28 protein-coding genes and 2 tRNA genes are annotated in these 24,242 nt (G+C 63.0%); 16 read left to right on the top strand and 14 right to left on the bottom strand.

The genetic code is table 11. The features are described 5' to 3' along the window. Nucleotides 1-7: 7 nt before the first annotated feature. Entirely contained in the window at nucleotides 8-1,144 is a 1,137-nt protein-coding gene (locus tag BLS13_RS10910; RefSeq protein ID WP_093452075.1) for a patatin-like phospholipase family protein, read from the bottom strand. A 276-nt stretch (nucleotides 1,145-1,420) separates the two neighbouring features. Between BLS13_RS10910 and BLS13_RS10905 the strand changes: the two genes are divergently transcribed. Further along, a tRNA-Ala gene (locus BLS13_RS10905) sits at nucleotides 1,421-1,496 on the top strand. 320 nt (nucleotides 1,497-1,816) lie between these two features. Here BLS13_RS10905 and BLS13_RS21030 read toward each other — a convergent pair. From BLS13_RS21030 to BLS13_RS10880, 5 genes are read right to left on the bottom strand one after another with little or no spacing between them, the layout of a single operon-like run. Next, the gene (locus BLS13_RS21030; RefSeq protein ID WP_256325820.1) at nucleotides 1,817-2,266 is read right to left on the bottom strand and encodes an HU family DNA-binding protein; all 450 of its coding nucleotides are present in this window, start codon (nucleotides 2,264-2,266) and stop codon (nucleotides 1,817-1,819) included. A gap of 18 nt (nucleotides 2,267-2,284) precedes the next feature. After that, the gene (locus tag BLS13_RS10895) at nucleotides 2,285-3,628 is read right to left on the bottom strand and encodes a hemolysin family protein (protein ID WP_093452074.1); all 1,344 of its coding nucleotides are present in this window, start codon (nucleotides 3,626-3,628) and stop codon (nucleotides 2,285-2,287) included. A gap of 27 nt (nucleotides 3,629-3,655) precedes the next feature. Continuing rightward, on the bottom strand, nucleotides 3,656-4,132 hold the full coding sequence (locus BLS13_RS10890) for a nucleoside deaminase (protein ID WP_093452072.1): 477 nt from the start codon (nucleotides 4,130-4,132) through the stop codon (nucleotides 3,656-3,658). Between the two features lie 40 nt (nucleotides 4,133-4,172). Next, a complete protein-coding gene (locus BLS13_RS10885; protein ID WP_093452071.1) occupies nucleotides 4,173-4,358 on the bottom strand; it encodes a YqaE/Pmp3 family membrane protein in 186 nt (61 codons plus the stop codon). A gap of 24 nt (nucleotides 4,359-4,382) precedes the next feature. Beyond that, the gene (locus BLS13_RS10880; RefSeq protein ID WP_256325819.1) at nucleotides 4,383-4,700 is read right to left on the bottom strand and encodes a hypothetical protein; all 318 of its coding nucleotides are present in this window, start codon (nucleotides 4,698-4,700) and stop codon (nucleotides 4,383-4,385) included. 162 nt (nucleotides 4,701-4,862) lie between these two features. On the opposite strand from BLS13_RS10880, the gene rpmB reads away from it, so the two are divergent. Next, nucleotides 4,863-5,153, top strand: a complete 291-nt coding sequence (gene rpmB, locus BLS13_RS10875; protein ID WP_037524458.1) for a 50S ribosomal protein L28 — start codon at nucleotides 4,863-4,865, stop codon at nucleotides 5,151-5,153. Between the two features lie 94 nt (nucleotides 5,154-5,247). Here rpmB and BLS13_RS10870 read toward each other — a convergent pair whose 3' ends face one another. Then, the gene (locus tag BLS13_RS10870) at nucleotides 5,248-6,207 is read right to left on the bottom strand and encodes an esterase-like activity of phytase family protein (RefSeq protein WP_093452068.1); all 960 of its coding nucleotides are present in this window, start codon (nucleotides 6,205-6,207) and stop codon (nucleotides 5,248-5,250) included. Between the two features lie 182 nt (nucleotides 6,208-6,389). On the opposite strand from BLS13_RS10870, the gene BLS13_RS10865 reads away from it, so the two are divergent. Continuing rightward, the gene (locus BLS13_RS10865; RefSeq protein WP_093452066.1) at nucleotides 6,390-6,734 is read left to right on the top strand and encodes a glycine zipper 2TM domain-containing protein; all 345 of its coding nucleotides are present in this window, start codon (nucleotides 6,390-6,392) and stop codon (nucleotides 6,732-6,734) included. A gap of 72 nt (nucleotides 6,735-6,806) precedes the next feature. Here BLS13_RS10865 and BLS13_RS10860 read toward each other — a convergent pair whose 3' ends face one another. Then, nucleotides 6,807-7,238 carry an ATP-binding protein gene (locus BLS13_RS10860; RefSeq protein ID WP_093452065.1) on the bottom strand — a complete coding sequence of 144 codons (432 nt, stop codon included), beginning with the start codon at nucleotides 7,236-7,238 and terminating at the stop codon, nucleotides 6,807-6,809. Between the two features lie 44 nt (nucleotides 7,239-7,282). Here BLS13_RS10860 and BLS13_RS10855 point away from each other — a divergent pair, with 44 nt between their 5' ends. Next, the gene (locus BLS13_RS10855) at nucleotides 7,283-7,711 is read left to right on the top strand and encodes a FecR family protein (protein ID WP_256325818.1); all 429 of its coding nucleotides are present in this window, start codon (nucleotides 7,283-7,285) and stop codon (nucleotides 7,709-7,711) included. Further along, nucleotides 7,711-8,301 carry an OmpA family protein gene (locus tag BLS13_RS10850; RefSeq protein WP_093452063.1) on the top strand — a complete coding sequence of 197 codons (591 nt, stop codon included), beginning with the start codon at nucleotides 7,711-7,713 and terminating at the stop codon, nucleotides 8,299-8,301. The genes BLS13_RS10855 and BLS13_RS10850 overlap by 1 nt, the downstream gene beginning before the upstream one ends. A 4-nt stretch (nucleotides 8,302-8,305) precedes the next feature. Here the strand turns inward: BLS13_RS10850 and BLS13_RS10845 are convergent, their stop codons facing one another. Genes BLS13_RS10845 through BLS13_RS10835 form a run of 3 tightly spaced genes read right to left on the bottom strand, consistent with a single transcriptional unit; the run spans nucleotide 8,306 to nucleotide 11,663 of the window. Further along, nucleotides 8,306-10,309 carry a CHASE2 domain-containing protein gene (locus BLS13_RS10845; RefSeq protein WP_176943540.1) on the bottom strand — a complete coding sequence of 668 codons (2,004 nt, stop codon included), beginning with the start codon at nucleotides 10,307-10,309 and terminating at the stop codon, nucleotides 8,306-8,308. A 28-nt stretch (nucleotides 10,310-10,337) separates the two neighbouring features. Then, nucleotides 10,338-11,300, bottom strand: coding sequence for an MBL fold metallo-hydrolase (locus BLS13_RS10840; protein ID WP_093452060.1), 963 nt, complete (start codon nucleotides 11,298-11,300; stop codon nucleotides 10,338-10,340). Nucleotides 11,301-11,327: 27 nt separating this feature from the next. Then, nucleotides 11,328-11,663: an STAS domain-containing protein gene (locus tag BLS13_RS10835; RefSeq protein ID WP_093452059.1), complete on the bottom strand. Its 336-nt coding sequence runs from the start codon at nucleotides 11,661-11,663 to the stop codon at nucleotides 11,328-11,330. Between the two features lie 162 nt (nucleotides 11,664-11,825). Between BLS13_RS10835 and BLS13_RS10830 the strand changes: the two genes are divergently transcribed. After that, entirely contained in the window at nucleotides 11,826-12,827 is a 1,002-nt protein-coding gene (locus BLS13_RS10830; protein ID WP_176943539.1) for a sensor histidine kinase, read from the top strand. 7 nt (nucleotides 12,828-12,834) lie between these two features. Here the strand turns inward: BLS13_RS10830 and grpE are convergent, their stop codons facing one another. Further along, the gene (grpE, locus tag BLS13_RS10825) at nucleotides 12,835-13,377 is read right to left on the bottom strand and encodes a nucleotide exchange factor GrpE (protein ID WP_093452056.1); all 543 of its coding nucleotides are present in this window, start codon (nucleotides 13,375-13,377) and stop codon (nucleotides 12,835-12,837) included. Nucleotides 13,378-13,540: 163 nt separating this feature from the next. Here grpE and BLS13_RS10820 point away from each other — a divergent pair, with 163 nt between their 5' ends. The 4 genes from BLS13_RS10820 (at nucleotide 13,541) to BLS13_RS10805 (ending at nucleotide 17,904) form a co-directional block, all read left to right on the top strand. Then, nucleotides 13,541-14,674 (top strand): 8-amino-7-oxononanoate synthase, encoded by a 1,134-nt coding sequence (locus BLS13_RS10820; protein WP_093452054.1) that lies wholly within the window; start codon nucleotides 13,541-13,543, stop codon nucleotides 14,672-14,674. Further along, complete coding sequence (bioD, locus tag BLS13_RS10815) at nucleotides 14,671-15,300, top strand: dethiobiotin synthase (RefSeq protein WP_093452052.1); 630 nt, start codon at nucleotides 14,671-14,673, stop codon at nucleotides 15,298-15,300. The genes BLS13_RS10820 and bioD overlap by 4 nt, the downstream gene beginning before the upstream one ends. Then, the gene (locus BLS13_RS10810; RefSeq protein WP_093452051.1) at nucleotides 15,297-16,550 is read left to right on the top strand and encodes an adenosylmethionine--8-amino-7-oxononanoate transaminase; all 1,254 of its coding nucleotides are present in this window, start codon (nucleotides 15,297-15,299) and stop codon (nucleotides 16,548-16,550) included. Before bioD ends, BLS13_RS10810 begins: the two co-directional genes overlap by 4 nt. A 175-nt stretch (nucleotides 16,551-16,725) precedes the next feature. Next, on the top strand, nucleotides 16,726-17,904 hold the full coding sequence (locus BLS13_RS10805) for a glycosyltransferase family 4 protein (protein ID WP_093452280.1): 1,179 nt from the start codon (nucleotides 16,726-16,728) through the stop codon (nucleotides 17,902-17,904). Between the two features lie 18 nt (nucleotides 17,905-17,922). On the opposite strand, the gene BLS13_RS10800 is transcribed toward BLS13_RS10805, so the two are convergent. Together BLS13_RS10800 and BLS13_RS10795 are read right to left on the bottom strand one after the other, a co-directional pair. Then, the gene (locus BLS13_RS10800; RefSeq protein WP_093452049.1) at nucleotides 17,923-18,219 is read right to left on the bottom strand and encodes a DUF2218 domain-containing protein; all 297 of its coding nucleotides are present in this window, start codon (nucleotides 18,217-18,219) and stop codon (nucleotides 17,923-17,925) included. Between the two features lie 5 nt (nucleotides 18,220-18,224). Further along, a complete protein-coding gene (locus BLS13_RS10795; RefSeq protein WP_093452048.1) occupies nucleotides 18,225-18,857 on the bottom strand; it encodes a PadR family transcriptional regulator in 633 nt (210 codons plus the stop codon). Nucleotides 18,858-18,974: 117 nt separating this feature from the next. Here BLS13_RS10795 and BLS13_RS10790 point away from each other — a divergent pair, with 117 nt between their 5' ends. The 6 genes from BLS13_RS10790 to BLS13_RS10765 all read left to right on the top strand — a co-directional run bounded on the left by BLS13_RS10790 (nucleotide 18,975) and on the right by BLS13_RS10765 (nucleotide 24,153). Further along, nucleotides 18,975-20,288: a replication-associated recombination protein A gene (locus BLS13_RS10790; RefSeq protein ID WP_093452046.1), complete on the top strand. Its 1,314-nt coding sequence runs from the start codon at nucleotides 18,975-18,977 to the stop codon at nucleotides 20,286-20,288. Beyond that, complete coding sequence (locus BLS13_RS10785; protein WP_093452045.1) at nucleotides 20,285-20,629, top strand: hypothetical protein; 345 nt, start codon at nucleotides 20,285-20,287, stop codon at nucleotides 20,627-20,629. The genes BLS13_RS10790 and BLS13_RS10785 overlap by 4 nt, the downstream gene beginning before the upstream one ends. Further along, complete coding sequence (locus tag BLS13_RS10780) at nucleotides 20,626-21,513, top strand: hypothetical protein (protein WP_093452043.1); 888 nt, start codon at nucleotides 20,626-20,628, stop codon at nucleotides 21,511-21,513. The genes BLS13_RS10785 and BLS13_RS10780 overlap by 4 nt, the downstream gene beginning before the upstream one ends. 18 nt (nucleotides 21,514-21,531) lie before the next feature. Continuing rightward, nucleotides 21,532-21,607 (top strand) — tRNA-Thr (locus BLS13_RS10775). A gap of 167 nt (nucleotides 21,608-21,774) precedes the next feature. Further along, complete coding sequence (locus BLS13_RS10770; protein ID WP_093452042.1) at nucleotides 21,775-23,055, top strand: tyrosine-type recombinase/integrase; 1,281 nt, start codon at nucleotides 21,775-21,777, stop codon at nucleotides 23,053-23,055. Between the two features lie 447 nt (nucleotides 23,056-23,502). Beyond that, nucleotides 23,503-24,153 carry a hypothetical protein gene (locus BLS13_RS10765; RefSeq protein WP_143011935.1) on the top strand — a complete coding sequence of 217 codons (651 nt, stop codon included), beginning with the start codon at nucleotides 23,503-23,505 and terminating at the stop codon, nucleotides 24,151-24,153. The last annotated feature ends 89 nt before the right edge of the window (nucleotides 24,154-24,242 follow it).

Genomic DNA, 24,242 nt, shown 5'->3' with positions numbered 1-24,242 from the left:
CAAATCATCAGCGTGCGGTGAGGTCAAACGCGGCGGTCTCGCCATCATAAATGTTGCGGGCCAGCAGTTCGGAGTGGGTCATGGTCTCGGCGATGGCGCGCCGCCCCGCCTCGATATGCTCCTGCATCGTCCGCGTCGAAAATTCATAGTCGCGCGATCCGCCCTCCCAGGCATTGGCACGGTAGATGAGCTGGACGACGTTGACCGAATTTTCGCGCGTCATCGCCGCCAGCGCGATAACGTCCGGATCATTGGCCATATCCTGTGGCAGCTTGTCGAGCAGCCGGCGCACAGCCTGATGCTCGCGGCGCACGCGCACGAGCTGATCCGAAATCTGGCGTGTGCGGCTCGAGAAACGAATTTCCTTCTCACGCGAGGCCACGTCCATGATCGTGCGCGGCAGTTCCTGCGATGCCGAGAACAGATCGACCTGGAACACCAGCAGGTCGGCATCCTGATTGTCGACGACATGGGCCAGCGGCGTGTTTGAGACGAGGCCGCCATCCCACCACAACTTCCCCTCGATCTCGATCGGCGGCAGCCCCGGCGGCAATGCGCCCGAGGCCATGATATGACGCGCATCGATACGATCGATGCGATTATCGAAATAGCGGAAATTGCCGCTTTCGAGTTCGACCGCCCCCACCGACAGCCGCATCGGCCCGTCATTGAGCAGATCCCAGTCGACAAGCGCGTCAAGCGTCTCGATCAACGGCGAGCTGTCGTAGAAGCTCATCGCATCGATGCTGCCCGCCGGCGCGAAGAAGGGCGATAGCAGTCGCGGCCGGAAGAAGCCGGGGACCCCGCCCATCGCCACCGTCGCCGCCGACATCTCGTGCAGCACCTCGCGGCCGAAATCGCCGCTCCAGAACGGGAAGGCCGGCAGCGCGCTGGTCACCTTCTTCCAGAAGGCATGCAGCCGTTCGGTCCGCCGCTCGCACGGATTGCCGGCAATGATCGCGGCGTTGACGGCGCCGATCGAGATGCCGGCGACCCAGTCTATTTCGATACGAGCTTCATCGAGCGCTTCGAAGACACCAACCTGGAAAGCGCCGAGTGCTCCGCCCCCCTGAAGCACCAGTGCCACCTGGTCGGGCAGCGGCATGCCGGTCGCGGCGCGTTTGTGCGGGTTTGCGTCGGCCATCGCAGAAAATTTTCCGATCCGTTGTGCACCGCATCAAACGCCCGATCGCGCCAAAGTTCCAGTAAAAAAGAATGCCTGCCGCCTCGATGCCTCGCGCCTCTCCGCTCGCGCCCTCTTCCGCCGAAGCACGCGGCCGGTGGGCCGTCCGCGTTTGATTGCAGCCTGCCGTATGAGGGTCGCCAACCGCCCTTCTCATCGACGACGAAATCCTGCGCGCGGCACCTGCGCTGTTGCATCGCGCCGCCGCTGCCGCTAGAGGAAGCGCCCGGCGGGTGCGGGGCTGTAGCTCAGATGGGAGAGCGCTGCAATCGCACTGCAGAGGTCAGGGGTTCGATTCCCCTCAGCTCCACCAGCTCCCGCCGATGATGTTCCGTGATCCCATCACGCCTCCAGCCGCTATCTCAGGCTCACCTTCAGATCGATCGCCGGCTGTTGTGAAACCAGAATTGCGCCCGTACGCGGGCGATCGAGATCGAGGATACGATCAGCGCAAGCGTCATCAACGCCAGCAGCATCCCCGTCACAATCCCTGCGCGCACAACGGCCAGGGTTTCCGTCTGACTTTCGTTGGTTCGGCACTCGCCCGCGACAGCGCAAAGGAAAACGGGGCCGGCAATGCCGACCCCGTTTCCCGATTTACACGCTGGTACGACGGCGACGCCGCCGGTCGGATCAGCCGTTAAGCGAATCCTTCAGCGCCTTTGCGGGCGTGAAGGAAACCTTGCGTGACGCCGCGATGGTGAGCGTCGCGCCCGTTGCCGGGTTGCGGCCTTCGCGTGCCGGGCGATCCTGCACCTTGAACTTGCCAAAGCCCGGAAGCGAGACTTCCTCACCCTTGATAGCGGCGTCGGTGATGGCTTTCAGCGTCGCGTCGATCACGCGCTTGGCGGCGGCCTTATCGAGGCCCTGTTCCGCGGCGACGACGCCAGCGATGTCGGCAGTGTTCATGTTCACTCCTGATGTCTCTTGATACCTGTATGCCGCCTGGTTCGCGGCAAGGCGCCCTTGTGCTCGGCGTTTTCGGGCGGGGCAATCGGAAACTGCCCGAAAAGCTCGCCGATCGTCGCTTTTGACGCGAATTTTGGGCCTTTCATGGACGCAACCCGGCCTGCGCTCCGTCAACAGGCCGTCAAACGGCGTTCAACGGGTCCCCGCCGCAACTGCACTGGCCAGGAGCTTATCGATGCGCCGGCCATCCATATCGACGATCTCGAATCGCCATCCGCGATGCTCGAATGCCTCGCCCGTGGTCGGAAGATGCTTGAGCCGCCACAGCGCAAAGCCGGCCGCGGTCGCAAAATCGCGGTCATCGGGCAGGCTGATGCCGAGCCTGTCGGCCAGCGCATCGGCGGCCAGAGATCCCGATATCAGCCAGCTGCCATCGGAACGCTCGACAAGCGGCGGATCGGTATCCTCGTCCTGATCCGATGCAAATTCGCCGGCGATCGCCGCCAGCATATTGGCGGGAGAGACCAGCCCTTCGAAATGCCCATATTCGTCATGGACGAAGGCGACTGGAACCTCGGCCTCCCGCAATTCCTTGAGCGCATCCATCGCATCCATATGATCGGGGATGACGATACCCTTGCGGATAATCGCGCGCAGATCGATCGCGCCGCCGTCCACCAGCATCCGAACCAGATCACGCGAATGAACAACGCCGATAATTTCGTCGACCGAACCTTCGGCTACCGGCATGCGACTATGCGGCATCTCGGCGATCCGGGCGCGAATGGACTCGTCGTCCTCCGTGATGTCGATCCACTCGACTTCGGTCCGCGGCGTCATAACCTCACGCACCGGTCGGTCGGCGAGCCGCACCACGCCGGAGATGATGGCGCGTTCGTTTTCCTCGATGATCCCCGCGCTCGATGCCTCCGCCACGATGAGGTGAAGTTCCTCCGCCGTAACCTGATGCTCGGACTCGCGGGTGAGCCCCAGCAAACGGAAGAACGATTTGCTGGTATGATCGAGCAGCCACACGATCGGCGCCGTCGCACGCGACAGCCAGAACATCGCCGGCGCCATGGTCGCGGCAATCGGCTCCGGCGATCGCAGCGCGAACTGCTTCGGCACCAGTTCACCGACGATCAGCGAAACGAAGGTGGTTACTGCAATTACGATGGCAAAGCCGACCTCCAGCGCATGCGCCGCAGGCACACCCAGCAGGGCGAGCCGTTGGCCGACCGGATCACCCAGACTCGCTCCAGAAAACGCACCGGCAAGGATACCGATCAGCGTGATGCCGATCTGGACGGTGGACAGGAATTTGCCGGGGTCCGATGCCAGTTCGATCGCCTTTCGCGCACCGCGCCGGCCGGCGCGTGCCATCGCCTCCATCCGCGGTCGGCGCGCGGATACGATCGCCAGTTCGGACATGGCGAAGACGCCGTTAAGCGCGATCAGCGCCACGATTATGGCAAGATCGATCCAGGGAAAGGGCGTGATGGGTGATGGGTGCGGCATGGCGCTCGACATGCTCATGCCGCGAATTTCGGATTTTCACAACAGCTATGCATGATGGGGGGGCACCGCACCTCGCCGCGTTGCGAAAAATGCCCGCAACTGGCCGGCCGCTTCGGCCCCGCCTATTCCGCCATAGACATCCGGCCGGTGATGGCAGGTTGGCTGCGCAAAGACCCGCGGGCCATGCGCCACGGCGCCGCCCTTCGGATCTTCGGCGCCATAATAAAGCCGGCGCAGCCGTGCATGCGATATGGCGCCCGCACACATCATGCAGGGCTCCAGCGTGACCCAGAGATCGCAATCGACGAGGCGCTGCGAACCCAGAGCGGCAGCGGCTTCACGGATGGCACGCATCTCCGCATGGGCCGTCGGATCATATCCGCGCGACATCGCATTGGCGGCTTGGGCGATAACGACATCGCCGCGGGTGATGACTGCGCCCACTGGGACTTCCCCGCCATCAGCGGCGGCCGCCGCGAGATCGAGCGCAAGCCGCATCGGCGGAGGGAGCGGAAAAGGCATGAAGCCCCCTTATCGCCGTCCACGACGATAAGCGAGCCTGTCAGCGAATCGGTATCTGACGCGGAAAGAAAACCGCAGCGAGGCCGAAGATCATGCCTGGCAAATATCCTATCAGTGTGAGCACGATGCTCAGCCAGAATGCCGGTGTGATCCCTCGGGTCAGGAACAACGCCAGGGGTGGCAACAGGATGGCGGCAACCAGCGTCAGGGGATTTACCGACGGCATTTTCGCATCCTGTTGCCGCGCACCTTATTTGGCCTTCTGAACGTCGACCGTCGGTAATTTCACTTCGGTCTTGGTGGTTCCCACCTCGACTTTCGGCACGGTCACGTCGGTCGTCTTCGTGCCGACATCGACCTTCGCCGTGTTAACGTCGAACGCCGGAGCCTGACCACCCTGGACGCTGACCTCGGGCAACTTCGTCTGTTTGGTCTGATTGATATCTATCAGCCCAAAGGCGAAAGCGGCGATGACCGCGAGAATCGCGATGACGGCTACCAGAAGGCCGACCTTCATGCCGCTGGATCGCGCCGGAATTTCACGATATTGTTCGTCTGCCGTGCTCATTTCAGGCTCCTGCGCTGAATTACTGGAGCCCAGACAACGTGCAGTTGCTGTTCCGGTTGCATATTACAGGCAGACGGATTTCGCCGAACGACTTGACGTATCCCGGGATGACGGTTATCCGCCGCGACTTTCCGGGCAACCCGAATATCAGGACGAATAAAGATGTCGCGTATCTGCGAACTCACCGGCAAGGGCCGTCAGACGGGACACAATGTTTCCCACGCCAACAACAAGACCAAGCGGACCTTTCTGCCGAACCTGCAGAACGTAACGCTTCTGTCGGATTCGCTCGGCAAGGGCGTGAAGCTCAAGGTATCGACCCACGGCCTGCGCTCGGTTGAGCATGTTGGCGGGCTCGACAACTGGCTGTTGAAGACGTCTGACACCGATCTGTCGCTGCGCGCACGCCGCCTGAAGCGCGAAATCGCCAAGAAGCAGCCAGTCGCGGCCTGATTACGGGCCTGTCGGATCGGCGGGCTGATTCGGACGAGATTATCAGGCCGGGCTCGATTCGCGTCGATGCCCGGCCTTGTCGTTGTGCGTCGAATCAGTGGCTTTCGAGCGCGAATTTCAGCAGCAGAGTCCTTTCGATCGGCAGTTGATTATCGTCGGAGATGATCCACACGATCGTTCGCCCGCCTTCCCGAATGACGGATATCCCCTCCATATTATCGATATTGAGCGGCCTGCGGAACTCGGCGATCGGTTCACCCGTCACGATCACGCCTGGCCGAATCGCGCGCGGATCGATGATCGTCAACGCTGCCCAGAAACCGTCCATCATTGTGAAATGCCGATTGAGCACGATCAGCCGGCCATCGGGCAACTGTGCGGCATCGCTCGCCAGATAGCCCGGCGGCGGCCGATAGCCAAAGGCGATTGGGACGTTTCGCGGATCGGTGGGATCTCCCGGGAAAAGCAGCGCCTGCTTCACTCCATCCGCCATCACGGCGTTCTCGGACAGTATAACAAACCGCCCGTCTGACATTCGAACCAATGATTCAGGACCGAAATTGGCCGGCCACTCGCGCATCTCGGCCGGACTCCGTTGCGACAGCATCGAGGTGAAATTCGGAGCGTAGCGGAAGATCACATTATGTTGCTCGAAGCCGACCCAGATCTGGCCGGTAGAGGGATCGTTCGCCATCGATTCCGAATCGCGGTCGGTCTTGCTCTTCCCATCGCCGGGAAAGGTGGGAAGTCTGCCGAAGTGCGCGGCCGCGATCTCGCCGGACGCGGTCATGCGAAATTCGAGATATTCACCGGTATCGGCCAAAGCGAGGAACTGGCCATCCCTGACCGACAGCGCCGAATAGCCGCCGAATCGCGGCTCGGCGCTCGCCAGCTGCCACCCTCCCAGATATCTGACACCACCGAAACGGACATGCGCGGCATCGTCCGGATCCAATGGAATCGGCGTCGCCACGACCGGTGTCGATGTTTCCCCAGGAGGGGAGGATGATCCGGCGATCGCCCAGATCAGCATGGCGAGGGCAACCCTTTTCATGACCGGCTTACTAACGCCCTACTGCCGCAGGCGCAAAACCGCATCGCCAATATGAACGGCCGCCAACAGCATCGTTCAGCATCGGCTCACCCTGATCGTGTCATACGCCATAACTCGATCGGCACATGAGCCATCGAACTGCGCCGCAGGCAAATGGCGCCTCAAGGCGGCAGGAGACCGTAATGTTGCGTATGCTTTTCCCTGCCGTTGCCCTGATCGCCGTCCTGGCGCTCGCCGTCGCGCCCAGCGGCGCGGATGCGCGGCCCTATCGCGATCATGACCAACCGCCGCCGCGCTATGAACGTGGCTATGATGGCCGGGACCGAGGCTATTATGAGGCTCGACGGCGCCATGGACGGTGCCGCAGCGATGGGACTGCCGGCACGATTATCGGGGCTATCGCCGGCGGGTTGCTAGGCAATGACATCGGCAACGGCCGCCACAACAATCGCGACGGCACCGGCGGCGCCATCGTCGGGGCTGGGCTGGGCGCCCTCGCCGGTCGCGCTATAGATCGTAACTGCTGAGATAGAAGATCCCCGCGTGGCGTATCGGGGAGGAGGCCGCCATCTGCTCCGGAAGATGGCGGCCTTTGCCATTCAGTCCGCGTCGCCATTGCACGGCAGAATCAATTCAAGCCGATTAATGCCATCGACTGTCCTGTAATCGACAACCCTGGTCCAGTGTTTCACCAGGTCCAAGCCGGCTCCACCGCCTCTTTGCTCATGTACGGGCGTGGCGGGAGTTGCCTGTCGCGGATCGAACGGCAGACCGGGTTCCACAAAAACGACACGTACGCCGCCGCTTTGGAGCGCGAGGCTGAGATCCACCTGATCGCCGGCAGCAACCCGTCCATGTTCAATGGCATTGGTCACAATTTCTTCGATCACGATTGCCAGCCTTGCCGCAGCGATGGCCGCCAACCCATGATGTGCGCCAAAATCACGGGCAAGCGTCACCGCGCCCCGAACAGCATCGGCACCATCGCACCGCACCGTCCAGGGTTCCGATTTGGATTCGCCCGCGTCCATGGACTAGGCTATGCCACGGATCGGCAAACAGGGGGATGCTGACGATGATGCGCAAGGCAATGCTGGCGCTCTACATGCTGGCGGCAGTACAGCCGGCCTGGGCGGAGATCGGGCGAATCAAGCGCTCCGTGGGGACGGTTTCGGTTGAACGGGGCGCCACCAAGCTTCAGCCGGCACCCGGGCTGCAATTGCTCGCCGGTGATACGCTGGTGACGGGCAAGGATGGGCAGATCAGCCTGACCTTTATCGACAATACCCGCTTCGCGGTCGGCCCGAACAGCCGGATCGCGGTCAGCCAGTTCGATTTTGATCGTACGACGCAAATGGGCAGCTTCGTCACCCAGGTCAATCGCGGTTCGCTCGCGGTCGTGTCGGGCCAGATCGCGCATTCTGCGCGCGATGCCATGAAGGTTCGCACCCCCACCTCGCTGCTGGGTGTCCGCGGCACGCGCTTCATCGTGGAGGTGCCGTGATGAACGTGCGCCACATACCAACCCTGATCTGCACGCTGCTTACGGGCTGCGCGAGTCCGCAGCTCGTGCTGCTGCCCAGCGAGCATGATGGCCAAGGCGCGGTCGCCATCATCGAGAGCCACGGCACAGCCGGGGAGACGATAGTCGACAAGGTCAACAGCCGAACGAGACTCGGGCGGCCCCATCCTGCGAGCGAGATCATAGATCCGGCCCGCCTCACGCCGGCGGAAAGGGCGTTGCTGGCCAGCCTGCCGGCCCCGCCCGCACGGTTCATCCTCTATTTTGCCGAGGGCACGACACAACTCACGCCCGAATCGCTGCCGATGCTGGCCGCATTGCGTAACGAAGTTGCATTGCGGCCCGGCGCCGAGGTGCAGGTGACCGGGCATACCGATACCGTTGGCAGTGCCGAAGACAATGACATGCTTTCCAAGCGTCGAGCTGTCGAGATCGTCGGGGTGCTGGCACAGCAGGGGATCGAACCGGCGCTGATGACAGCAGTCGGCCGCGGTGAACGCGAATTGCGCGAGCCGACAGCGGACAATGTCGCGAGCGCCGCGAACCGGCGGGTCGAGGTAATCGTTCGGTAGCCTTTCAACCGACGTAGCGGATTGCCATGATCGTAAGATCGTCGCTGGCTTCCGCCCCCGCCTCGAATGCCCTCACGCACGCGCGCATGCCCTCGACGATTGCCGAGGCTGTGGCGCCCTGTGGCGCCTCCACGGCTGCCAAAGTCCGGTCATTGCCGAACAGCGCGCCATGGCCATTCTGTGCCTCGGTCACGCCGTCGGTGATCAGGATCAGCGTCTCTCCCGGTGCAAGCATCAGCGGCTCGGCGGGCCAGGGATAATCGACGATACAGAAAGGCGGTCCTCCCTCCATCGGATGGGGCCGGACAGTCCCCTCATGCACCAACAGCGGATTTTCATGGCCCGCATTCACCATCGTGACGGCACCGGTGCCGAGATCGATCTCACCGATGAGCATCGTCACACCCATCGAGTCGAGATTGTCGCGCGACACCTCTTCATTGAGCATCGCAGCGGCGGCGGCGAGATCGGCGGACTCGCGGAGCATCACGCTCTTTGCCAGGGCCTTAGACAGCGCCATAAACAACGCGGCCGGCACACCCTTGCCCGTCACGTCGGCGATCAGGAACGCGATCCGATCGGCGTCGAGCCGCAGGACATCGAAGAAATCGCCGCCCACCGATTTGGCGGGTTCGAGCAGGGCATCGATATCGATACGCGGATCGATATCGGCGAGACCGGCGCGGCTGGGCAGCATACCGAGCTGGATCGTGCGCGCAGCCTGCAACTCGCCCTCGGTCGCGGCCGCCGCAATGCGTTCGCGCACCAGTGTGTCGCGAAGCCGCTCGCGTTCGCGACGCGCCTCGAAGAACAGGGCCGCTACGACACCGGCCAGCGCGGCGACGCCGACGACCAGCGATCGCGCAGGATCGACGAGCAGGTCGAACCGGTCAAAAACGATCCATGACGACAGCAGCACCGCCAGCCCGGCGAGCAGTGGCACCGCCAATCGCCCTCGGCGCGCGCGCGGCACGAAGAACAACACCAGTGCTGCGAGCAAAGTCGCCTCGCCCCATTCGATCCACGGCACCCATGCCGGGCGAGCCAGCCAGCCACCGCGCAGGATCGCATCGATCGCCTGCGCCTGCACCAATGTGCCAAAGCCTTCGGCGGCAAGGGGGGTCGCGACGATATCCACACTGCCTTCGGACATTTGGCCGATCAGCACGACCTTGCCGGTGAAGCTGTCCGCCCGGAAATGGCGGCGCAGCACATCGGCCGCAGAAATGACGTGGTTGGGCGGCACGATCCCGAACCGCAAGGTCATCCGTCCCTGTTCGTCGATCGGGATGGCGCGATCCCCGAGCATCAGGTGATGATCGCCGCTCGTCAGACTGTCAAACCCGAGACTCGCCCGCGCCATTTCTAGCGCGAGCCCCGACATCGGCCGCGTGCCGACTCTCGCGAGCAACGGCACACGCCTGACGATCCCATCCGTGTCCGGCGGGCCGTTCAACAGGCCGTGGCCCAGCGCGACCGGCTCCAGCTCGGGAATGTTGATCAAGGCCTGTGAGCGCACGGGCAAATCGCGCGGCAATGGCCCGCGCACATCGGCATCAACGACCAGCGATTCGGGATTGGCGCCATCATGATCGACGCCGAGCCGACCGAGAATCACCGGCGCCCCGCCGATCACGCGGCCGAACAGTCGATCGCTGGGTTCAAGCCGGCGAAGCTCGGCAACGGCGGCCGGGCTCAGTTCGGGATAGAGGTTCGCGAACAGGTCGGGCCGAACCCGATCGGGTTCGGGAAACAACATGTCGAAGCCGATCGCCTTGGGGTGCTGCGCAGCAATCACCTCGGCCAGCCGGGCGAGATCGTAGCGCGGCCATGGCCAAGCGCCGAGGGCCGCCAGGCTCTCGGCATCGATCGCGACCACCCGCACATTGCTGCGCGACATATCGCGCGGGCTGATGCGCTGCCAGCCGTCGAACAGCGCGCGCCCGACGCGATCCCCGACGGCCAAGCTCAAAAGCACGCCGGCCAGCGCCGCGGCGATGCCGGCCACCCTCACCCTACGGAGGGCGTGGCCGCTGTCAGAGACGGACTTCGAGCCCGTCATATGCGCAGAGCACTTCGAGTGGATGCTCGCGCCGGGTCAATTCCTCGTAACGGATGCTCTCGCGGTGCATGCGCAACATATCTTCGTCACTGTAAATCGGTTCGTGGTGAAACAACGCCAGCCGTCGAGCTGTCGCTTCGTGACAGATGTCGATCGCCACGATGTTGCTCGAATGCCCCCAATCTTCCTTCATCGATACGCTGTCCGCGAGCGAATACATCGTATCGCAGATCACCAGATCGGCATCGCGGAAGAAGTGCGCGACATCGGCCTCGCCCTCCATCTTCTCGATCTTGTGCTCGCTGTCGGTGCTGAAGATCACTGTCTTGCCGGCACCGTCGGTGAACCGGTAACCGAAGCTGCAGTGCGAATGATGTTGCTCCATCACGTCCACCTGCAGGCCGGCAATATCGTAGGTCGTGCCGGGCATCAGTGTGACGAACTCGATCTTAGCGCGGAACCAATCGAACGGGACGGGGAAGGAAATCTCCTCCTGCTGGCGTCGCAGCGCCTGCTCGGCATCGGCATGGCCCGAATGGATGACGATACGGGCAGCCGGGTCGAAGGTCGGCGCGAAGAACGGGAAACCCATGATATGATCCCAATGCAGATGGGACATGAAGACATGATAGCTGCGGGGATGGCCCTTCGCACAGCGCGCCAGAGCGCTGATCCCGAACTCGCGCAGACCGCTACCCATATCGCAGATGATGAAATCGCCATCGCCGGCCTCGATCTCGATGCAGGTCGTGGCGCCGCCATAAGTGCCGTTGGTCGCGAAATCGAGTTCCTGATCGACGAACGTGCCAGCGTCTTGCTCATCGGCGAAATGGCGTCCGCCTGCGGCGACGAGCGCGCGAACGAGCTTGCGCCGGATGGCATCCGGCTTTTGCGCTACCGGCAAGGATCCGCGTGTTCCCCAAAACCGCACCAGCATGCCGCAGTCTCCCCCCGGTCGATGGTTTTACAAAGCGCCTTCCACCGTTGCCGCAATCTTGAACAATTTGTCATAACGGCTGATCGCCAGGATTTCGCTGAGGATCTTGTTGGGCGCCGCCAATATGATGGTCACACCGTGACCATCCGCCTTGCGCTTGGCAAGCGTCAGCGCCCGCAATCCACGCGACGACATATAATCGAGCCCCGCGAAATTGATCACAAGCGTCTTCGAATCGCAATCTGCCGCCCGACCGGCCCCGTCTTCCAACTGGGCACCGAAAAAGGCCGCCGTCGCTTCATCCACCCGACCGCGTGGATTCACGATGATCGCGCCACTGCGCACCTCCTCCGACCAGTCCATGCCGCCACCCCTCGCTGTTTTGGGAAGGCTAGCATCGAACGCACACGGAGGAAACGCGGATTCCCCGACTTCGTTTGTATCCGCCGACACGAGCCCCACCACATGAAGCGGGATTGATTTTGCACCGCGGGACGCCATCTTCGCACCCAAGGGGGGATGTCGATGCCAATCGACGGGTTCAGGGAATTCAGACGGATCACCGGCGCATGGCCCCCGCTTGCCCGTGACGTGGTGGTTGCGCTGGCGGCGATGGGACTGTCGATCTGCGCGCGATCGGTTATCGACCTTTTTGTAACAGGCGCGGTACCCTTTGCGCTGACGTTCCCTGCGATCATCGCGGCGGGGCTGCTGGCTGGGGCGCGCGCCGGAATATTGGCGACGATCGGATGCCAGTTGCTCGTCTGGTACTTCGTCCTGCCGCCGCAACACAGCTTCCTCATGCGTACGCCAGGAGACGCCGTCAGCCTCGTGCTGACGACGATAGCGCAACTTGTCGCGGTCTGGGCGATTTCGGCTTACCGCACGTCGTCGATCAAATTGCGTGCGGAAAGCCAGCACCGGGTAGAGATATTGTCACTGGCGTTGAAAGAGATCGATCACCGCACCAAGAATAATTTCCAGGTCGCGGCGTCACTGCTGATGTCGCAGGCTGGAACGACTGAGAATGGCGGCGCCGCCGAGGAACTTCGTCTCGCTGCGTCACGACTGATGTCGATCGCCAGCACCTACAAGAACTTGGCGCTGCACAGCGCAACGTTGTCGAGTGTGCTGCTGCACGAGCACCTTCGTGAAATCTGCAATCAACTGCGGGAAGGCATGTTGCCATCGACGATCGAACTGGCCTTTTCGAGTGATACGATCCTGACATCCGCGGAGATTGCCGTCACGATCGGGCTGATCGTCAACGAATGGATCACCAACGCCGCCAAGCACGCCTTCCCGGATAATATCGGGCGGATCACCGTTTCGGTAACCGAAGTCGGGGGTACGATCTCGATCACGGTGACGGACGATGGCGCGGGCATGATCCGTCCCGACGTCAAAGGTCGTGGCGCCAACCTGACGGTGATGCTCGCACGATCGATCTATGCCGACGCAGAAATCGTGCAGCAGGATGGTACCTGCTGCACGCTGACGCTGGCGGCGGCTAAGAAGCGGGGATAGCCCCCCTTCAGTCTTCCTTCGCGGGCGGGGTTTTGGCCACGCCAACCAACGCCGGCCGCAACAGCCGATCCTTGATCATATAGCCCGCCTGCATCTCCTGAATGACCGTGCCGGGCTCGGCCGTGTCATGCGGAAGCTCGATCATCGCCTGATGCCGATTCGGATCGAGCTTCTGCCCGACCGCCTCGATCTTCTTGATGCCGTTGCGCTGGAACACGCTGTCCAGTTCCTTGCCGGTCATCTCGATACCGGTCAGCAGCGCCTTCAGCCGCTCATCCTCGCGCAGATCGGCCGGCATCGCCGCGAGTGCGCGCGAAAGATTGTCCGCGACGGACAGGATATCGCGCGCGAAATTGGTCGCCGCATACGCCGAGGCGTCAGTCTTTTCCTTCTCGAGCCGCCGGCGGACATTCTGGGTTTCGGCCTGCGCATAGAGCACTTCGTTGCGAAGCTTCTCCAATTCGGCTTCGAGCCGCGCAAACGGGCTTTCGCCTGCATCTTCGCCACCCTGAATTTCGATATCAGCTTCGGTCGTCTTGTCTTCGCTCATGCCTTGTTCCGCTATGGTTGGTGGACTGCCCACGCGTTCGATCGGGGCTGATATAGTGAAACGATCCGGTCAGAACAGGGGGCAACGCAAAAAGCCTCGGTCAGCTGTGATGACATCGCTTAAGACTCGCGATCATCCCCATCAGCCGCTAGGGGCTCTCGCCATGTCGATCCTCGACGCCCATGCCGAAGCGCTCTCCATCCTGGACAGGCGCACCCGCACCCGGACGCTGATCACGCGGGCCGGCCATGATTTCGCATCAAACGACTATCTGGGCCTGAAACAGGCGCCCGAACTGCGCGCAGCCGTGGCCGATGCGCTGGCGCGCGGCGTGGCGATCGGTGCGGGCGGTTCGCGGCTGCTGCGCGGTAACGATCCTGAACATGAGGCGCTGGAGAGCGAGGCGGCTGCCTTTTTCGGCAGCGAAGCTGCCTTGTGGTTCTCGACAGGCTTTGCTGCCAATAGCGCGATCTTCTCCACTTTGCCGGCGACGCGCGACCTGATCGTTCATGACGCATTGATTCATGCCAGCGCACATGAAGGCATGCGGCTGGGCAAGGCCAGTTGCGTCAGCGCGCCGCACAATGATGTCGATGGCTATGCCGATGTCATCCGCACCTGGCGGGCGGCGGGCGGGCGGGGCCGCGTGTGGATCGCGGTCGAAAGCCTCTACAGCATGGATGGCGACCGCGCGCCGCTGACCGATCTGGTCGCGCTGGCGGAACGCGAAGAGGCTTTTCTGATCATCGACGAAGCGCATGCAACCGGTGTGTTCGGCCGCGGTGGTCGCGGGCTGGCCGACGGGCTCGACGGCCGCGAATATGTCATGACACTGCGCACCTGCGGCAAGGCACTGGGTTGCGAAGGGGCGTTGGTATGTCTGCCGAATATTCTCGCCCGCACCCTGGTAAACAAAGCGCGGGGCTTCATCTTCTCGACGGCCCCTTCGCCGCTGATGGCCGCCGCCGTCCGCGCCAGCCTGCGGCTGATCGCGACCCAGCCCGAGCGGCGTGACCGGTTGCATGCGCTGATCGCGGCGTCCGCGCAAATCTTCGCCGATCGGATCGATGTGCCGCCCAGCGGTTCGCAGATCATCCCCGTCATTCTGGGCGAAGATGCACGGACGATGCGGGTGGCGGGCGCAATCCAGGCGCGGGGCTATGACGTCCGCGGCATCCGTCCGCCGACCGTGCCTGCGGGAACATCGCGGCTGCGGATCTCACTGACCCTGAACGTCGATGAAGATATCGTCCTGGGGCTGGCCGAAGCGATCGCCGAAGCGCACACCGCGACATGACCCACGCGATCGTCGTCACCGCCACCGACACCGATGTCGGCAAGACCGTCTTCTCGGCCGGCCTCGCCGGCGCGCTCGACGGCTGCTATTGGAAACCAGTCCAGGCCGGGCTTGATGGCCCCACCGACAGCGAGCGCGTTGCCGCTTTGTCGGCGCTGCCCGCCGAACAAATCCTGCCGGAAGCCTACCGATTGAGAACCCCCGCCTCACCGCACCTTGCGGCCGCGATCGACAATATCGCAATCGATCCGATGCGGTTCGATCCGCCCGATTGCCCGCGCCGGTTGATCATCGAAGGTGCCGGCGGGCCGCTTGTGCCGCTATCCGGCGGCCTGCTCTATGCCGACATCTTCGCGCGCTGGCGCTTTGACACGGTGATCGTCGCACGGACAACTTTGGGCACAATCAATCACAGCCTGCTGGCGATCGAAGCGTTGCGCGCACGCAACGTTCCGATCCTCGGTATCGCGTTCGTCGGCGACGAGAATGAGAATAGCGAAGCTACGATCGCCGCGATCGGGCGGGTGAAGCGGCTGGGCCGGCTGCCACATCTCGACCCGCTCGACGCGGACAGTTTACGCACGGCCTTTGCCGATGCCTTTACCCTTGCGGACTTCGTCGCATGACCTCGCCCGTCTGGCATCCGTTCACCCAGCATGGCCTGGCTGAGGAAATCCCGCTCGTCACCCATGCCGAAGGGGCGGCGATCTACACGGACGACGGCCGGCGTTTCGTCGACGCGATTTCGTCCTGGTGGGTGACGACCCACGGCCATTGCCATCCGCGCATCATGGCCGCGATCCGGGCACAGACCGAAAAGCTCGATCAGTTGATCTTCGCCGGCTGGACGCACGAACCTGCCGAATCGCTGGCGCGCGACCTGATCACGATCGCGCCCGAACCACTCGCTCACGTCTTTTTCTCGGATAGCGGATCGACCAGCGTCGAAGTCGCGCTCAAGATGGCGCTCGGCTATTGGCTCAACCGCGGCGAACCGCGACACCGCATCGTCGTGATGGCGCACAGCTATCATGGTGATACGATCGGCGCGATGTCGGTGGGCGAGCGCGGGGTCTATAACCGTGCCTATCAGCCGCTGCTGTTCGACGTCGACACCCTGCCCTTCCCCGCCGCGGGCGCCGAACAGACGACGCTCGACGCACTGGAGCGCTTATGCCGAACCGAGGCTCCAGCGGCGTTGATCGTCGAACCGCTGATCCTCGGTGCAGGCGGCATGCAGATCTATTCTGCCCAGACGCTCGCGGAAATGCGGCGGATCTGTACACGCCACGGCGTGCTGTTCATCGCCGACGAGGTGATGACAGGCTGGGGCCGCACCGGTACGCTGTTCGCCTGCGAAGCCGCCGGAATCGTGCCGGACATCATGTGCCTGTCGAAGGGCCTGACCGGCGGTGCCGTGCCGCTCGCCGTCACACTCGCGACCCCGGCGATCTTCGATGCGCATCGTTCGACGGACCGCGCGGCGATGTTCTTCCATTCGTCGAGCTACACCGCCAATCCGATCGCTTGCGCCGCCGCCAACGCCAATCTGGCGATCTGGCGCGACGAGCCGGTGCTCGATCGCGTAGCCGATCTCGCCCGGCGCCAGGCGGACCGGCTCGCCGCGCTTGACCATCCCGCCATCGTCAACCGGCGGCAGATCGGTACGATCGCGGCGATGGAGATGATAGCCGGCGACAGTGGCTACCTGTCGACCATCGGGCCAGCGCTCGGCGCGTTCTTCCGCGCGCGCGGCCTGCTGCTGCGACCGATGGGTAACTGCATCTATATCATGCCCCCTTATGGCATCGACGACAGCGATCTCGACGCCATCTACGCAGCGATCGCGGCGGCAGCCATGGAGTTCGGTTCGTGAAAAAGCAGGTCATCGCGGTACTGCTATTGTTTTTGCTACTGCTGCCCATGTTCGCGGGCATACGCAGGATCAAGCGACTGCCGCGACATAAGCCCGATGACGATCAGGATGCATAATCGGGCTGCCGATTTCGTTCAGATTGGCCTTTTCGATCGTAGGGAGTTATCGGGACGCGATGCAGTCTTCAGATCTCCGCGTCGCCCTGTTCACCGGCAATTATAATTATGTCCGCGACGGCGCCAATCAGGCATTGAATCGGCTCGTCGGCTATCTTCTCAAGCTCGGCGCCGCTGTCCGCGTTTATTCACCGACGATCGCCACGCCGGCATTTCCTCCAACCGGAGATCTTGTCAGCGTCCCTTCGATAGCCTTTCCAGGACGGTCCGAATATCGCCTTCCAATCGCGATACCGCAATCGGTCAAGCGCGATATCGCACGCTTTCGACCCAATATCGTGCATGTGGCGAGCCCTGAAGTGTTGGGCCACCGTGCAGTATCGCTTGCGCGCAAGCGGAATTTGCCGGTGGTCGCCTCGGTCCATACCCGCTTCGAAACCTATCCGCGCTATTATGGCCTTGCCTTCATGGAGCCGGTGGTGCTGGCGGTGCTGCGGCGATTCTATCGCCGCTGCGACGCGATCTTCGCACCGTCGGAATCAATGGCGCAACTGCTGCGCGAACAGCGCATGAATTATGATGTCGGCATATGGTCGCGCGGGATCGATCGCGACATCTTCACGCCGGATCGTCGCGATCTGGCATGGCGCGAGACACAGGGCATCATGCCCGATGTCCCGACGATCGGCTTTGTCGGCCGGCTGGTAGTCGAAAAAGGTCTCGACATATTCGCCGATACGATCGACGAACTCACCCGCCGGCAAATCCGCCACCGCGTGCTCGTGATCGGTGACGGACCCGCGCGGGAGTGGTTCCAGCGACGCCTTCCAACCGCAGCCTTTGTCGGTTTTCAGGCCGGAAACGATCTGGGCCGCGCGGTCGCATCCGTGGATATGCTGTTCAATCCGTCCGTGACCGAGACATTCGGAAACGTGACGCTCGAGGCGATGGCCGCAGGCCTGCCCGTCGTCGCGGCCCGGGCTACCGGCAGCGAGAGCCTGGTGCAGGATGGTATAAGCGGCCGGCTGGTCCAGCCGGGGCGCACCCGCACCTTCGCCGATGCCCTGCAGCTCTACTGCGAGGATATCGAGGAACGGGCGAGAGCCGGGACGGCCGGCCTCGCCATCAGCGAACGTTATGGCTGGGATCAGGTCAATCAGTTGCTGGTCGACAGCTACATGCGCATCGTCCGCCAGACCGCGGCGGGGATCAGGATCCCGCGCAGCAGGGTGCCCTGAGCTGCCGCTGCGCACCCGTCACCCTGGTGCCCAATCGAAGGCCAACGGGGCTTCGCGAAAGGCGAAGCGATCGAGGTGCGACGCCACGACCTTCTGCATCTGATCGGCTTCCCCGCCCGGCGGCAGGGCGATCTCCACCTCCAGATCGGCAGGATGTGCGGTCATCGTGACGACCGCGCCGGCGGGGAAGGTGATCTTGCCGGCCTCGGCGGTAAATTCCACCACCATCTTGTGGCTCCAATGCTTGCAGAGCTGCTGCAGATAGCGGCTACCCTGCGCGGTCGGCACGCGCGCGACCATCGAATTTGTCGCCATCGCGATCAGAGCCTTTCGATCCGCCGCGCGGCATCATCGAGAATGGCGGCCACATCATGCGCGATATCCGCATTGGCTTCGCCCCGGGCCATCCTGATGCGCAGCGCCATGTTCAGGTTCATCATCGCCCGCCGTACCGGCGAACGATCCGATGCGCCGCTTTCCTCGGCCAGCGCCGCCAGCCGCGCGAACAAGGTCTCGACCTCGTCAGCCTTTTCGATCAAAAGTGCCTTGCCGGCATCGGTGATCGCGAAACGCCGCCTGGTGCCTTCGGCCGCGAGTTCGGCGATATGCTCCATATCCTGCAGCAAAGTGATCGTCGGATAGACGACGCCGGGGCTGGGCACATAAGCGCCGCCCGATTGTTCCTCGATCGCTCGGATCAGGTCATAGCCATGTCGCGGCTGATCGCCGATCAGCTTGAGCAGGACAAGCCGCAGCTCGGCTGAATCGAACAATCGACGCCGCCCGCCGCGGCCGCCGCCGCGCATTCCCTCGTCCATCGGGCCGTGCCGCCCGCGACCGAAGCCGAACCGGCCCCCGCTCAAATATTCGCCATCGGCATCGCGCCCACGGCCAGCGTGGCGCTCGCCGCAATGACCACTGCGGCCACCATGGCCGCGTCCAAATTTTATCATATATCATCCTATATCGAATCATTTCGATACATCTAAGATATATCTTAAAAGAGTTTTTGCAAGAGCTCTTCCAATCCCCCGTGCGAAATTCGTGCAACCCCCTATATCAGCCGCAATATGGCCGACCTGTTCGCTCCCGCCTCCTCTGTTCCTTCCGCCACGCCCGATGGTGCGCCGCTCGCCGAACGGCTGCGGCCCCGACGGCTCGAGGATGTGATCGGCCAGGATCATCTCACCGGTCCCGATGGCGCGATCGGGCGGATGGTGGCGGCCGGGCGACTCTCCTCGCTGATCCTCTGGGGGCCGCCCGGCACCGGCAAGACGACGATCGCGCGATTGCTCGCCGATGCGGTGGGGCTGCGCTTTGCGGCGATTTCAGCGGTGTTTTCCGGCGTGGCCGATCTCAAGAAGGTATTCGCCGAAGCGCGCGAGCATGTCCGCGCCGGGCTTCGGCACACTTTGCTGTTCGTCGACGAGATTCACCGCTTCAACCGCGCGCAGCAGGACAGCTTCCTGCCCTATGTCGAGGACGGTACCGTGGTGCTGGTCGGCGCCACCACCGAAAATCCGTCGTTCGAACTCAACGCAGCCTTGCTCAGCCGTGCGCAGGTACTGATCCTCAACCGGCTCGACGCGACCGCATTGGCAAAGCTCCTCGCCCGCGCCGAGGAGGTGGAGGGACGTTCGTTGCCGCTCACACCCGAGGCACGAGAGGCGCTGGCCGCCTCAGCCGATGGCGACGGCCGTTTCCTCCTCAACCAGGTCGAGACATTATTTTCGATCGCGATCGAGCATCCGCTCGATCCGCCGGCGCTCGCCAGGCTGCTGCACCGGCGGATGGCGGTCTATGACAAGGATCGCGAGGGCCATTACAACCTGATCTCGGCGCTCCACAAATCCTTACGCGGATCCGATCCGCAGGCTGCGCTTTACTATCTGGCGCGGATGCTGGTGGCCGGCGAGGAACCGCTGTTCGTGCTGCGCCGACTGGTCCGCTTCGCGTCCGAAGATGTCGGCCTCGCGGACCCCCAGGCCCTTGTGCAGTGTCTCGCCGCCAAGGATGCCTATGACTTTCTGGGCAGCCCCGAAGGCGAACTCGCGATCGTGCAGGCCTGCCTCTATCTCGCGACCGCGCCCAAATCGAACGCTGCCTATGCGGCGCAAAAGGCCGCCTGGGCATCGGCGCGCGACACCGGATCGCTGATGCCACCGCAGAACATCCTCAACGCACCGACCCGACTGATGAAGGACATCGGCTATGGCCGTGGCTATGCTTATGATCATGATTCACCCGATAGCTTTTCAGGCGACAATTTCTGGCCAGCCGAAATGAGCCGCCAGGAATTCTATGTGCCCGCTCCGCGCGGATTCGAAGTAAAGATCGCCGAACGGATCGCCTATTGGAACAAGCTGCGCGGCGAGCGATCATGAGCCTGAATTGGGATGCCGTGATCGCCTTCGGCCTGACCCTGCCGGACGTGGAATTCTCGAGCCATTATGGCGCGCCAGCCCTGAAAACCAATGGCCGCGCCTTCCTGTCGCCGAGCCGCGAGGCCGGATCCTTCTGCCTGCACATCGGCAAGGATATGGTCGAGATGCTGATGGAGACCGATCCGGACACCTATTGGCAGACGCCGCATTATGTCGGCTGGGCCGGGCTGCTGGTACGCTATGACACGCCCGACCCCGAACGCGTGCTGGCGACGATCCGCCATGCGCGCGACTGGGCCGCGAGCCAACCCAAGCCGCGACCGCGCACCCGGAAGGCGTGAACCGCCCTTTCGCACAGACGGCCTGCATCGACTGGTCGGGTCAGGCGGTCGAACGGCCGAGGGGCATTGCGATCGCCGTCAGCGCCGCTCCCGATCACCCCCCGACGCTGTTACGCGCCGATCGCGGCTGGTCGCGACCGGCGGTGCTCGAATGGCTGCTCGATCATGCGCGCAACGACACCGACATGTTGATCGGGATCGATTTCTCGGCGGCTTTACCCTTTCTGGATCGCGGTGCCTACTTTCCCGAATGGAATGATAGCCCGCCCGATGCGCGCGATCTGTGGCGTTATATCGATTGCCTGTGCGCCGCCGATCCACATCTCGCCGCGACCGCGATCACCACCCACACCCACGTGGCGCGGCATTTTCGAATGCAGCACGGCAAGGCCATCGTCACGGGGGACCTATTCGGCACCGGCCTCGGCCGCCTGCGGATCGTCGAACAGATTTGTCGGGCCGCGGGCCACGGCAATGCCGTATCGTGCTTCAACCTGATCGGCGCGGCGCAGGTCGGCAAATCGAGCCTGACCGGCATGCGCCTGCTGCATCGCCTGGGCGGTGCAATTCCGATCTGGCCCTTCGATCCCATCCCGGCCAGCGGGCCGATGATCGTCGAAATCTATACGAGCATCGCCGCACGCCATGCCGGACTACCGCGCGGCCGCAGCAAGATGCGCGATCGCGCCAGTCTCGCCTTCGGCCTCGCCACCTTCGGCCTGCCGCCGCCCGCCCCGCTCGATCGCTATGATGACCATAGCACCGACGCGATCCTCACAGCCGCCTGGCTCCGCCGAGCGGCGGTGCGCGAAGATTTATGGCACCCTGCAGCTCTCAACAACGAAATCGGTCGCCTCGAGGGCTGGACGTTCGGCGTTCCCTGAGCCATGAAGCACGACGCTGCCGGGTTAGCTCAGCTGGTAGAGCAACCGCCTTGTAAGCGGTAGGTCAACGGTTCGAGTCCGTTACCCGGCACCAGCAGACCCTCCGGCGAAGTCCGGAAAAGTGTCGAAACCCCTTGTAAAATATGGTAAAATTGGCGTCGAGCCATCCGTCGGCGTCCACCCAAATTCACCCCCATCCGGGCATTTTGGTGGCCACCGTGGTGGCCACGAACGCAACGCGAATTTTTGGTGGCCCCAAAAATGACATTGACTCCCGTTGAAATCCGCGCGGCCAAGCCCGGCCCGATTCCCTACAAGCTCGCCGACGAAAAAGGGCTGTTCCTGCTCGTCCAGCCCTCGGGCACGAAACTCTGGCGGTTGAAGTACCGCTTTCACAAGGTCGAGCGAAAGCTGTCGCTGGGCCGATATCCCGAGATCTCGCTCAAGGAGGCGCGCGACAGGAGGGATGAGGCGCGACGATTGATCGACGAGGGACAAGATCCGTTCGCTATTCGCCGGCGGGAAAAACTTGCCGGCGAAATACGCGCGGCCACGACCTTCCGGGTGGTTGCCGACGAATATCTCGAAAAGATGGAGGCTGAGGGCCGCACCGAGGCGACCATGAAGAAGGCGCGCTGGTTTCGCGATCTGATCGACCGCGACATCGGCCCGCTTCCCGTCGCCGACATCACGCCGCAGGAGCTGCTCGCCGCGCTCCGCAAGCTTGAGCGGCGCGGGCACCGCGAAACGGCCAGCCGCGTTCGATCCTTTGCCTCACGGGTATGTCGCTATGCGATCGTCACAGGGCGAGCCACAACCAATCCGGGCGATATGTTGAAGGGGGCGTTGATCGCGCCCCGCCCGAAGCACCATGCCGCCTTGCTCGATCCCAGGGATGTCGGCGAGCTTCTGCGTGCGATCGACGGCTATAGCGGCCAGCCCGAAACCCTTCTGGCACTGCAACTGGCCCCGCACCTCTACGTCCGCCCTGGCGAACTGCGCGCGGCCGAATGGAACGAGATCGATTGGGAGGCCGCCGTCTGGCGGATACCGGCGCACAAGATGAAGATGAAGCAGCCGCATGCGGTTCCGCTGTCCAAGCAGGTGGTCGGTTACCTCAAGCAGTTGCGGGGGATCGGTCGAAACAGCATCTATCTGTTTCCCGCACTGGGTTCGCCGTTGCGGCATATGTGCGAAAACACGCTGAATTCGGCTCTCCGCCGGCTCGGCTATGGGCGGGAGGATATGACCTCGCATGGATTTCGGGCGATGGCGTCGACGTTGCTGAATGAGAGCGGCCTGTGGCATCCCGACGCGATCGAACGGTCACTCGCACATGGGGAGCGCAACGGCGTTCGCGCGGCGTATCATCGGGGCGCCCATTGGGACGAGCGGGTGCGCATGGCGCAATGGTGGTCCGACCATCTCGACAGTCTTCGCGCCACCGGCAAGATTTTGCGGCCGAAATTCCGGAAGGAATCCGGTGAGCCGCGACGCGGGGCGGAGAAGAAGGTCGGAAGAGCGAAAAGCGCGGTACGATAGCGTCCGTCCGATTCCGGCGATCTCACGCACCTTCATACGCGTGCCTGATTCCCGAATCTGACCTTGGCTTACGCGGAGTATTGTCCGCGTCCGCCGGGGCGTATCCGAAACGCATCGCAATATTGGTGCAATCTGATCGCGGCAGTAGATGCCGGACAAGATCGACCATTTTGCGAGTCCGACATCATCGAGCCCGTCTCCCTCACCCGCGAAGAGCTGTATGACTTGGTGTGGAGCGAGGCGATGACCAAGGTCGCCGCCCGTTTCCATATCTCTGACGTTGGTCTCAAAAAGAGATGTGTCAAACACCGGATACCAGTGCCGGGCCGTGGCTACTGGCGACAGCTGGAAACCGGGAAGCGGCCGAGACGGGTCCCGCTTCCCAAGGTCAAAGATGCCCCGCGAATCGCGTTCGATCTTCCGCATAGAAATGATGAGAGCCCCCCGGTGAGCACGATCGATCCTGTCTCCGCTGCATATGAGGCCGTTCATCCGATCGCGGTGCCTGGTGAATTGTCGCGACCGCATGCGGTGACGAAGGCCGCGTCGCGCGACTTCAAAGGGCAGAAGGCGGACGATTATGGGGCGATCAGGTCGAAAGGTACCGACACCTTCCAGGTGCGAATCCATCCCGCCTCGACAGAGCGCGCGCTACGCCTGGTCGATACCTTGGCGAAGGCCTGTCACGAGCGGGGCTTTGAATTTTGCGAGGGCAAGGCAGGATCGCGCTATTCGGCTCATCTCTCGGTGAAGGTCGACGGTGGGGTATTTTCGCCATCGATCGACGAGCGGATGCGGCGTGTCCCGTATCGGATGACGGAGGCCGAACTGGCCCGGCAGAGCAAAGGCCAATACGTCTACACGCCAAACCGCGCCTACCAACCCACCGGCGAATTTACGTTGAAGCTCGACGGCGGCTATGGCTCCGGCGTGCAGTCGCTGTGGAAGGACAGCCGGCACCAGAAGGTTGAGACGCGCCTGAACGACGTGATGATCAGCCTCCGGGCACTGGCCGCTTATCGGCTCGAAGGGGCACGCAAGGCCGAGGAGCGCCAGGCGCGCTACGACATCATTCAGCAGGCCCGGGCCGATTGTTGATTGCTGCTGAGAAGTGACCCGGGGTTTTCATCGAGAAGTGACCCACCTTGCGATTATGTTTCGGATGTCATTGGTGGGTCAAGACGGGG

The sequence above is a fragment of the Sphingomonas sp. YR710 genome, from assembly GCF_900101455.1.
In the GTDB taxonomy this organism is placed as follows: domain Bacteria; phylum Pseudomonadota; class Alphaproteobacteria; order Sphingomonadales; family Sphingomonadaceae; genus Rhizorhabdus.
Note: the sequence above shows the minus strand (reverse complement) of the source record. Positions and strands in the feature narration are given on the sequence as shown.

Bases quoted from the DNA above. Each gene is read 5' to 3' on its own strand.
- BLS13_RS10855 (WP_256325818.1), top strand. From the start codon at position 7,283: ATGATGCGCAAGGCAATGCTGGCGCTCTACATGCTGGCGGCAGTACAG.
- bioD (WP_093452052.1), top strand. From the start codon at position 14,671: ATGACCCACGCGATCGTCGTCACCGCCACCGACACCGATGTCGGCAAG.
- BLS13_RS10770 (WP_093452042.1), top strand. From the start codon at position 21,775: ATGACATTGACTCCCGTTGAAATCCGCGCGGCCAAGCCCGGCCCGATT.
- BLS13_RS10880 (WP_256325819.1), bottom strand. From the start codon at position 4,700: ATGAGCACGGCAGACGAACAATATCGTGAAATTCCGGCGCGATCCAGC.
- BLS13_RS10830 (WP_176943539.1), top strand. From the start codon at position 11,826: ATGCCAATCGACGGGTTCAGGGAATTCAGACGGATCACCGGCGCATGG.
- BLS13_RS10885 (WP_093452071.1), bottom strand. From the start codon at position 4,358: ATGCCGTCGGTAAATCCCCTGACGCTGGTTGCCGCCATCCTGTTGCCA.
- BLS13_RS10860 (WP_093452065.1), bottom strand. From the start codon at position 7,238: ATGGACGCGGGCGAATCCAAATCGGAACCCTGGACGGTGCGGTGCGAT.
- BLS13_RS10835 (WP_093452059.1), bottom strand. From the start codon at position 11,663: ATGGACTGGTCGGAGGAGGTGCGCAGTGGCGCGATCATCGTGAATCCA.
- BLS13_RS10840 (WP_093452060.1), bottom strand. From the start codon at position 11,300: ATGCTGGTGCGGTTTTGGGGAACACGCGGATCCTTGCCGGTAGCGCAA.
- BLS13_RS10850 (WP_093452063.1), top strand. From the start codon at position 7,711: ATGAACGTGCGCCACATACCAACCCTGATCTGCACGCTGCTTACGGGC.
- BLS13_RS10865 (WP_093452066.1), top strand. From the start codon at position 6,390: ATGTTGCGTATGCTTTTCCCTGCCGTTGCCCTGATCGCCGTCCTGGCG.
- BLS13_RS10790 (WP_093452046.1), top strand. From the start codon at position 18,975: ATGGCCGACCTGTTCGCTCCCGCCTCCTCTGTTCCTTCCGCCACGCCC.
- BLS13_RS10890 (WP_093452072.1), bottom strand. From the start codon at position 4,132: ATGCCTTTTCCGCTCCCTCCGCCGATGCGGCTTGCGCTCGATCTCGCG.
- BLS13_RS10820 (WP_093452054.1), top strand. From the start codon at position 13,541: ATGTCGATCCTCGACGCCCATGCCGAAGCGCTCTCCATCCTGGACAGG.
- BLS13_RS10785 (WP_093452045.1), top strand. From the start codon at position 20,285: ATGAGCCTGAATTGGGATGCCGTGATCGCCTTCGGCCTGACCCTGCCG.
- BLS13_RS10800 (WP_093452049.1), bottom strand. From the start codon at position 18,219: ATGGCGACAAATTCGATGGTCGCGCGCGTGCCGACCGCGCAGGGTAGC.
- BLS13_RS10895 (WP_093452074.1), bottom strand. From the start codon at position 3,628: ATGAGCATGTCGAGCGCCATGCCGCACCCATCACCCATCACGCCCTTT.
- grpE (WP_093452056.1), bottom strand. From the start codon at position 13,377: ATGAGCGAAGACAAGACGACCGAAGCTGATATCGAAATTCAGGGTGGC.
- BLS13_RS10805 (WP_093452280.1), top strand. From the start codon at position 16,726: ATGCAGTCTTCAGATCTCCGCGTCGCCCTGTTCACCGGCAATTATAAT.
- BLS13_RS10810 (WP_093452051.1), top strand. From the start codon at position 15,297: ATGACCTCGCCCGTCTGGCATCCGTTCACCCAGCATGGCCTGGCTGAG.
- BLS13_RS10910 (WP_093452075.1), bottom strand. From the start codon at position 1,144: ATGGCCGACGCAAACCCGCACAAACGCGCCGCGACCGGCATGCCGCTG.
- BLS13_RS10795 (WP_093452048.1), bottom strand. From the start codon at position 18,857: ATGATAAAATTTGGACGCGGCCATGGTGGCCGCAGTGGTCATTGCGGC.
- rpmB (WP_037524458.1), top strand. From the start codon at position 4,863: ATGTCGCGTATCTGCGAACTCACCGGCAAGGGCCGTCAGACGGGACAC.
- BLS13_RS10870 (WP_093452068.1), bottom strand. From the start codon at position 6,207: ATGAAAAGGGTTGCCCTCGCCATGCTGATCTGGGCGATCGCCGGATCA.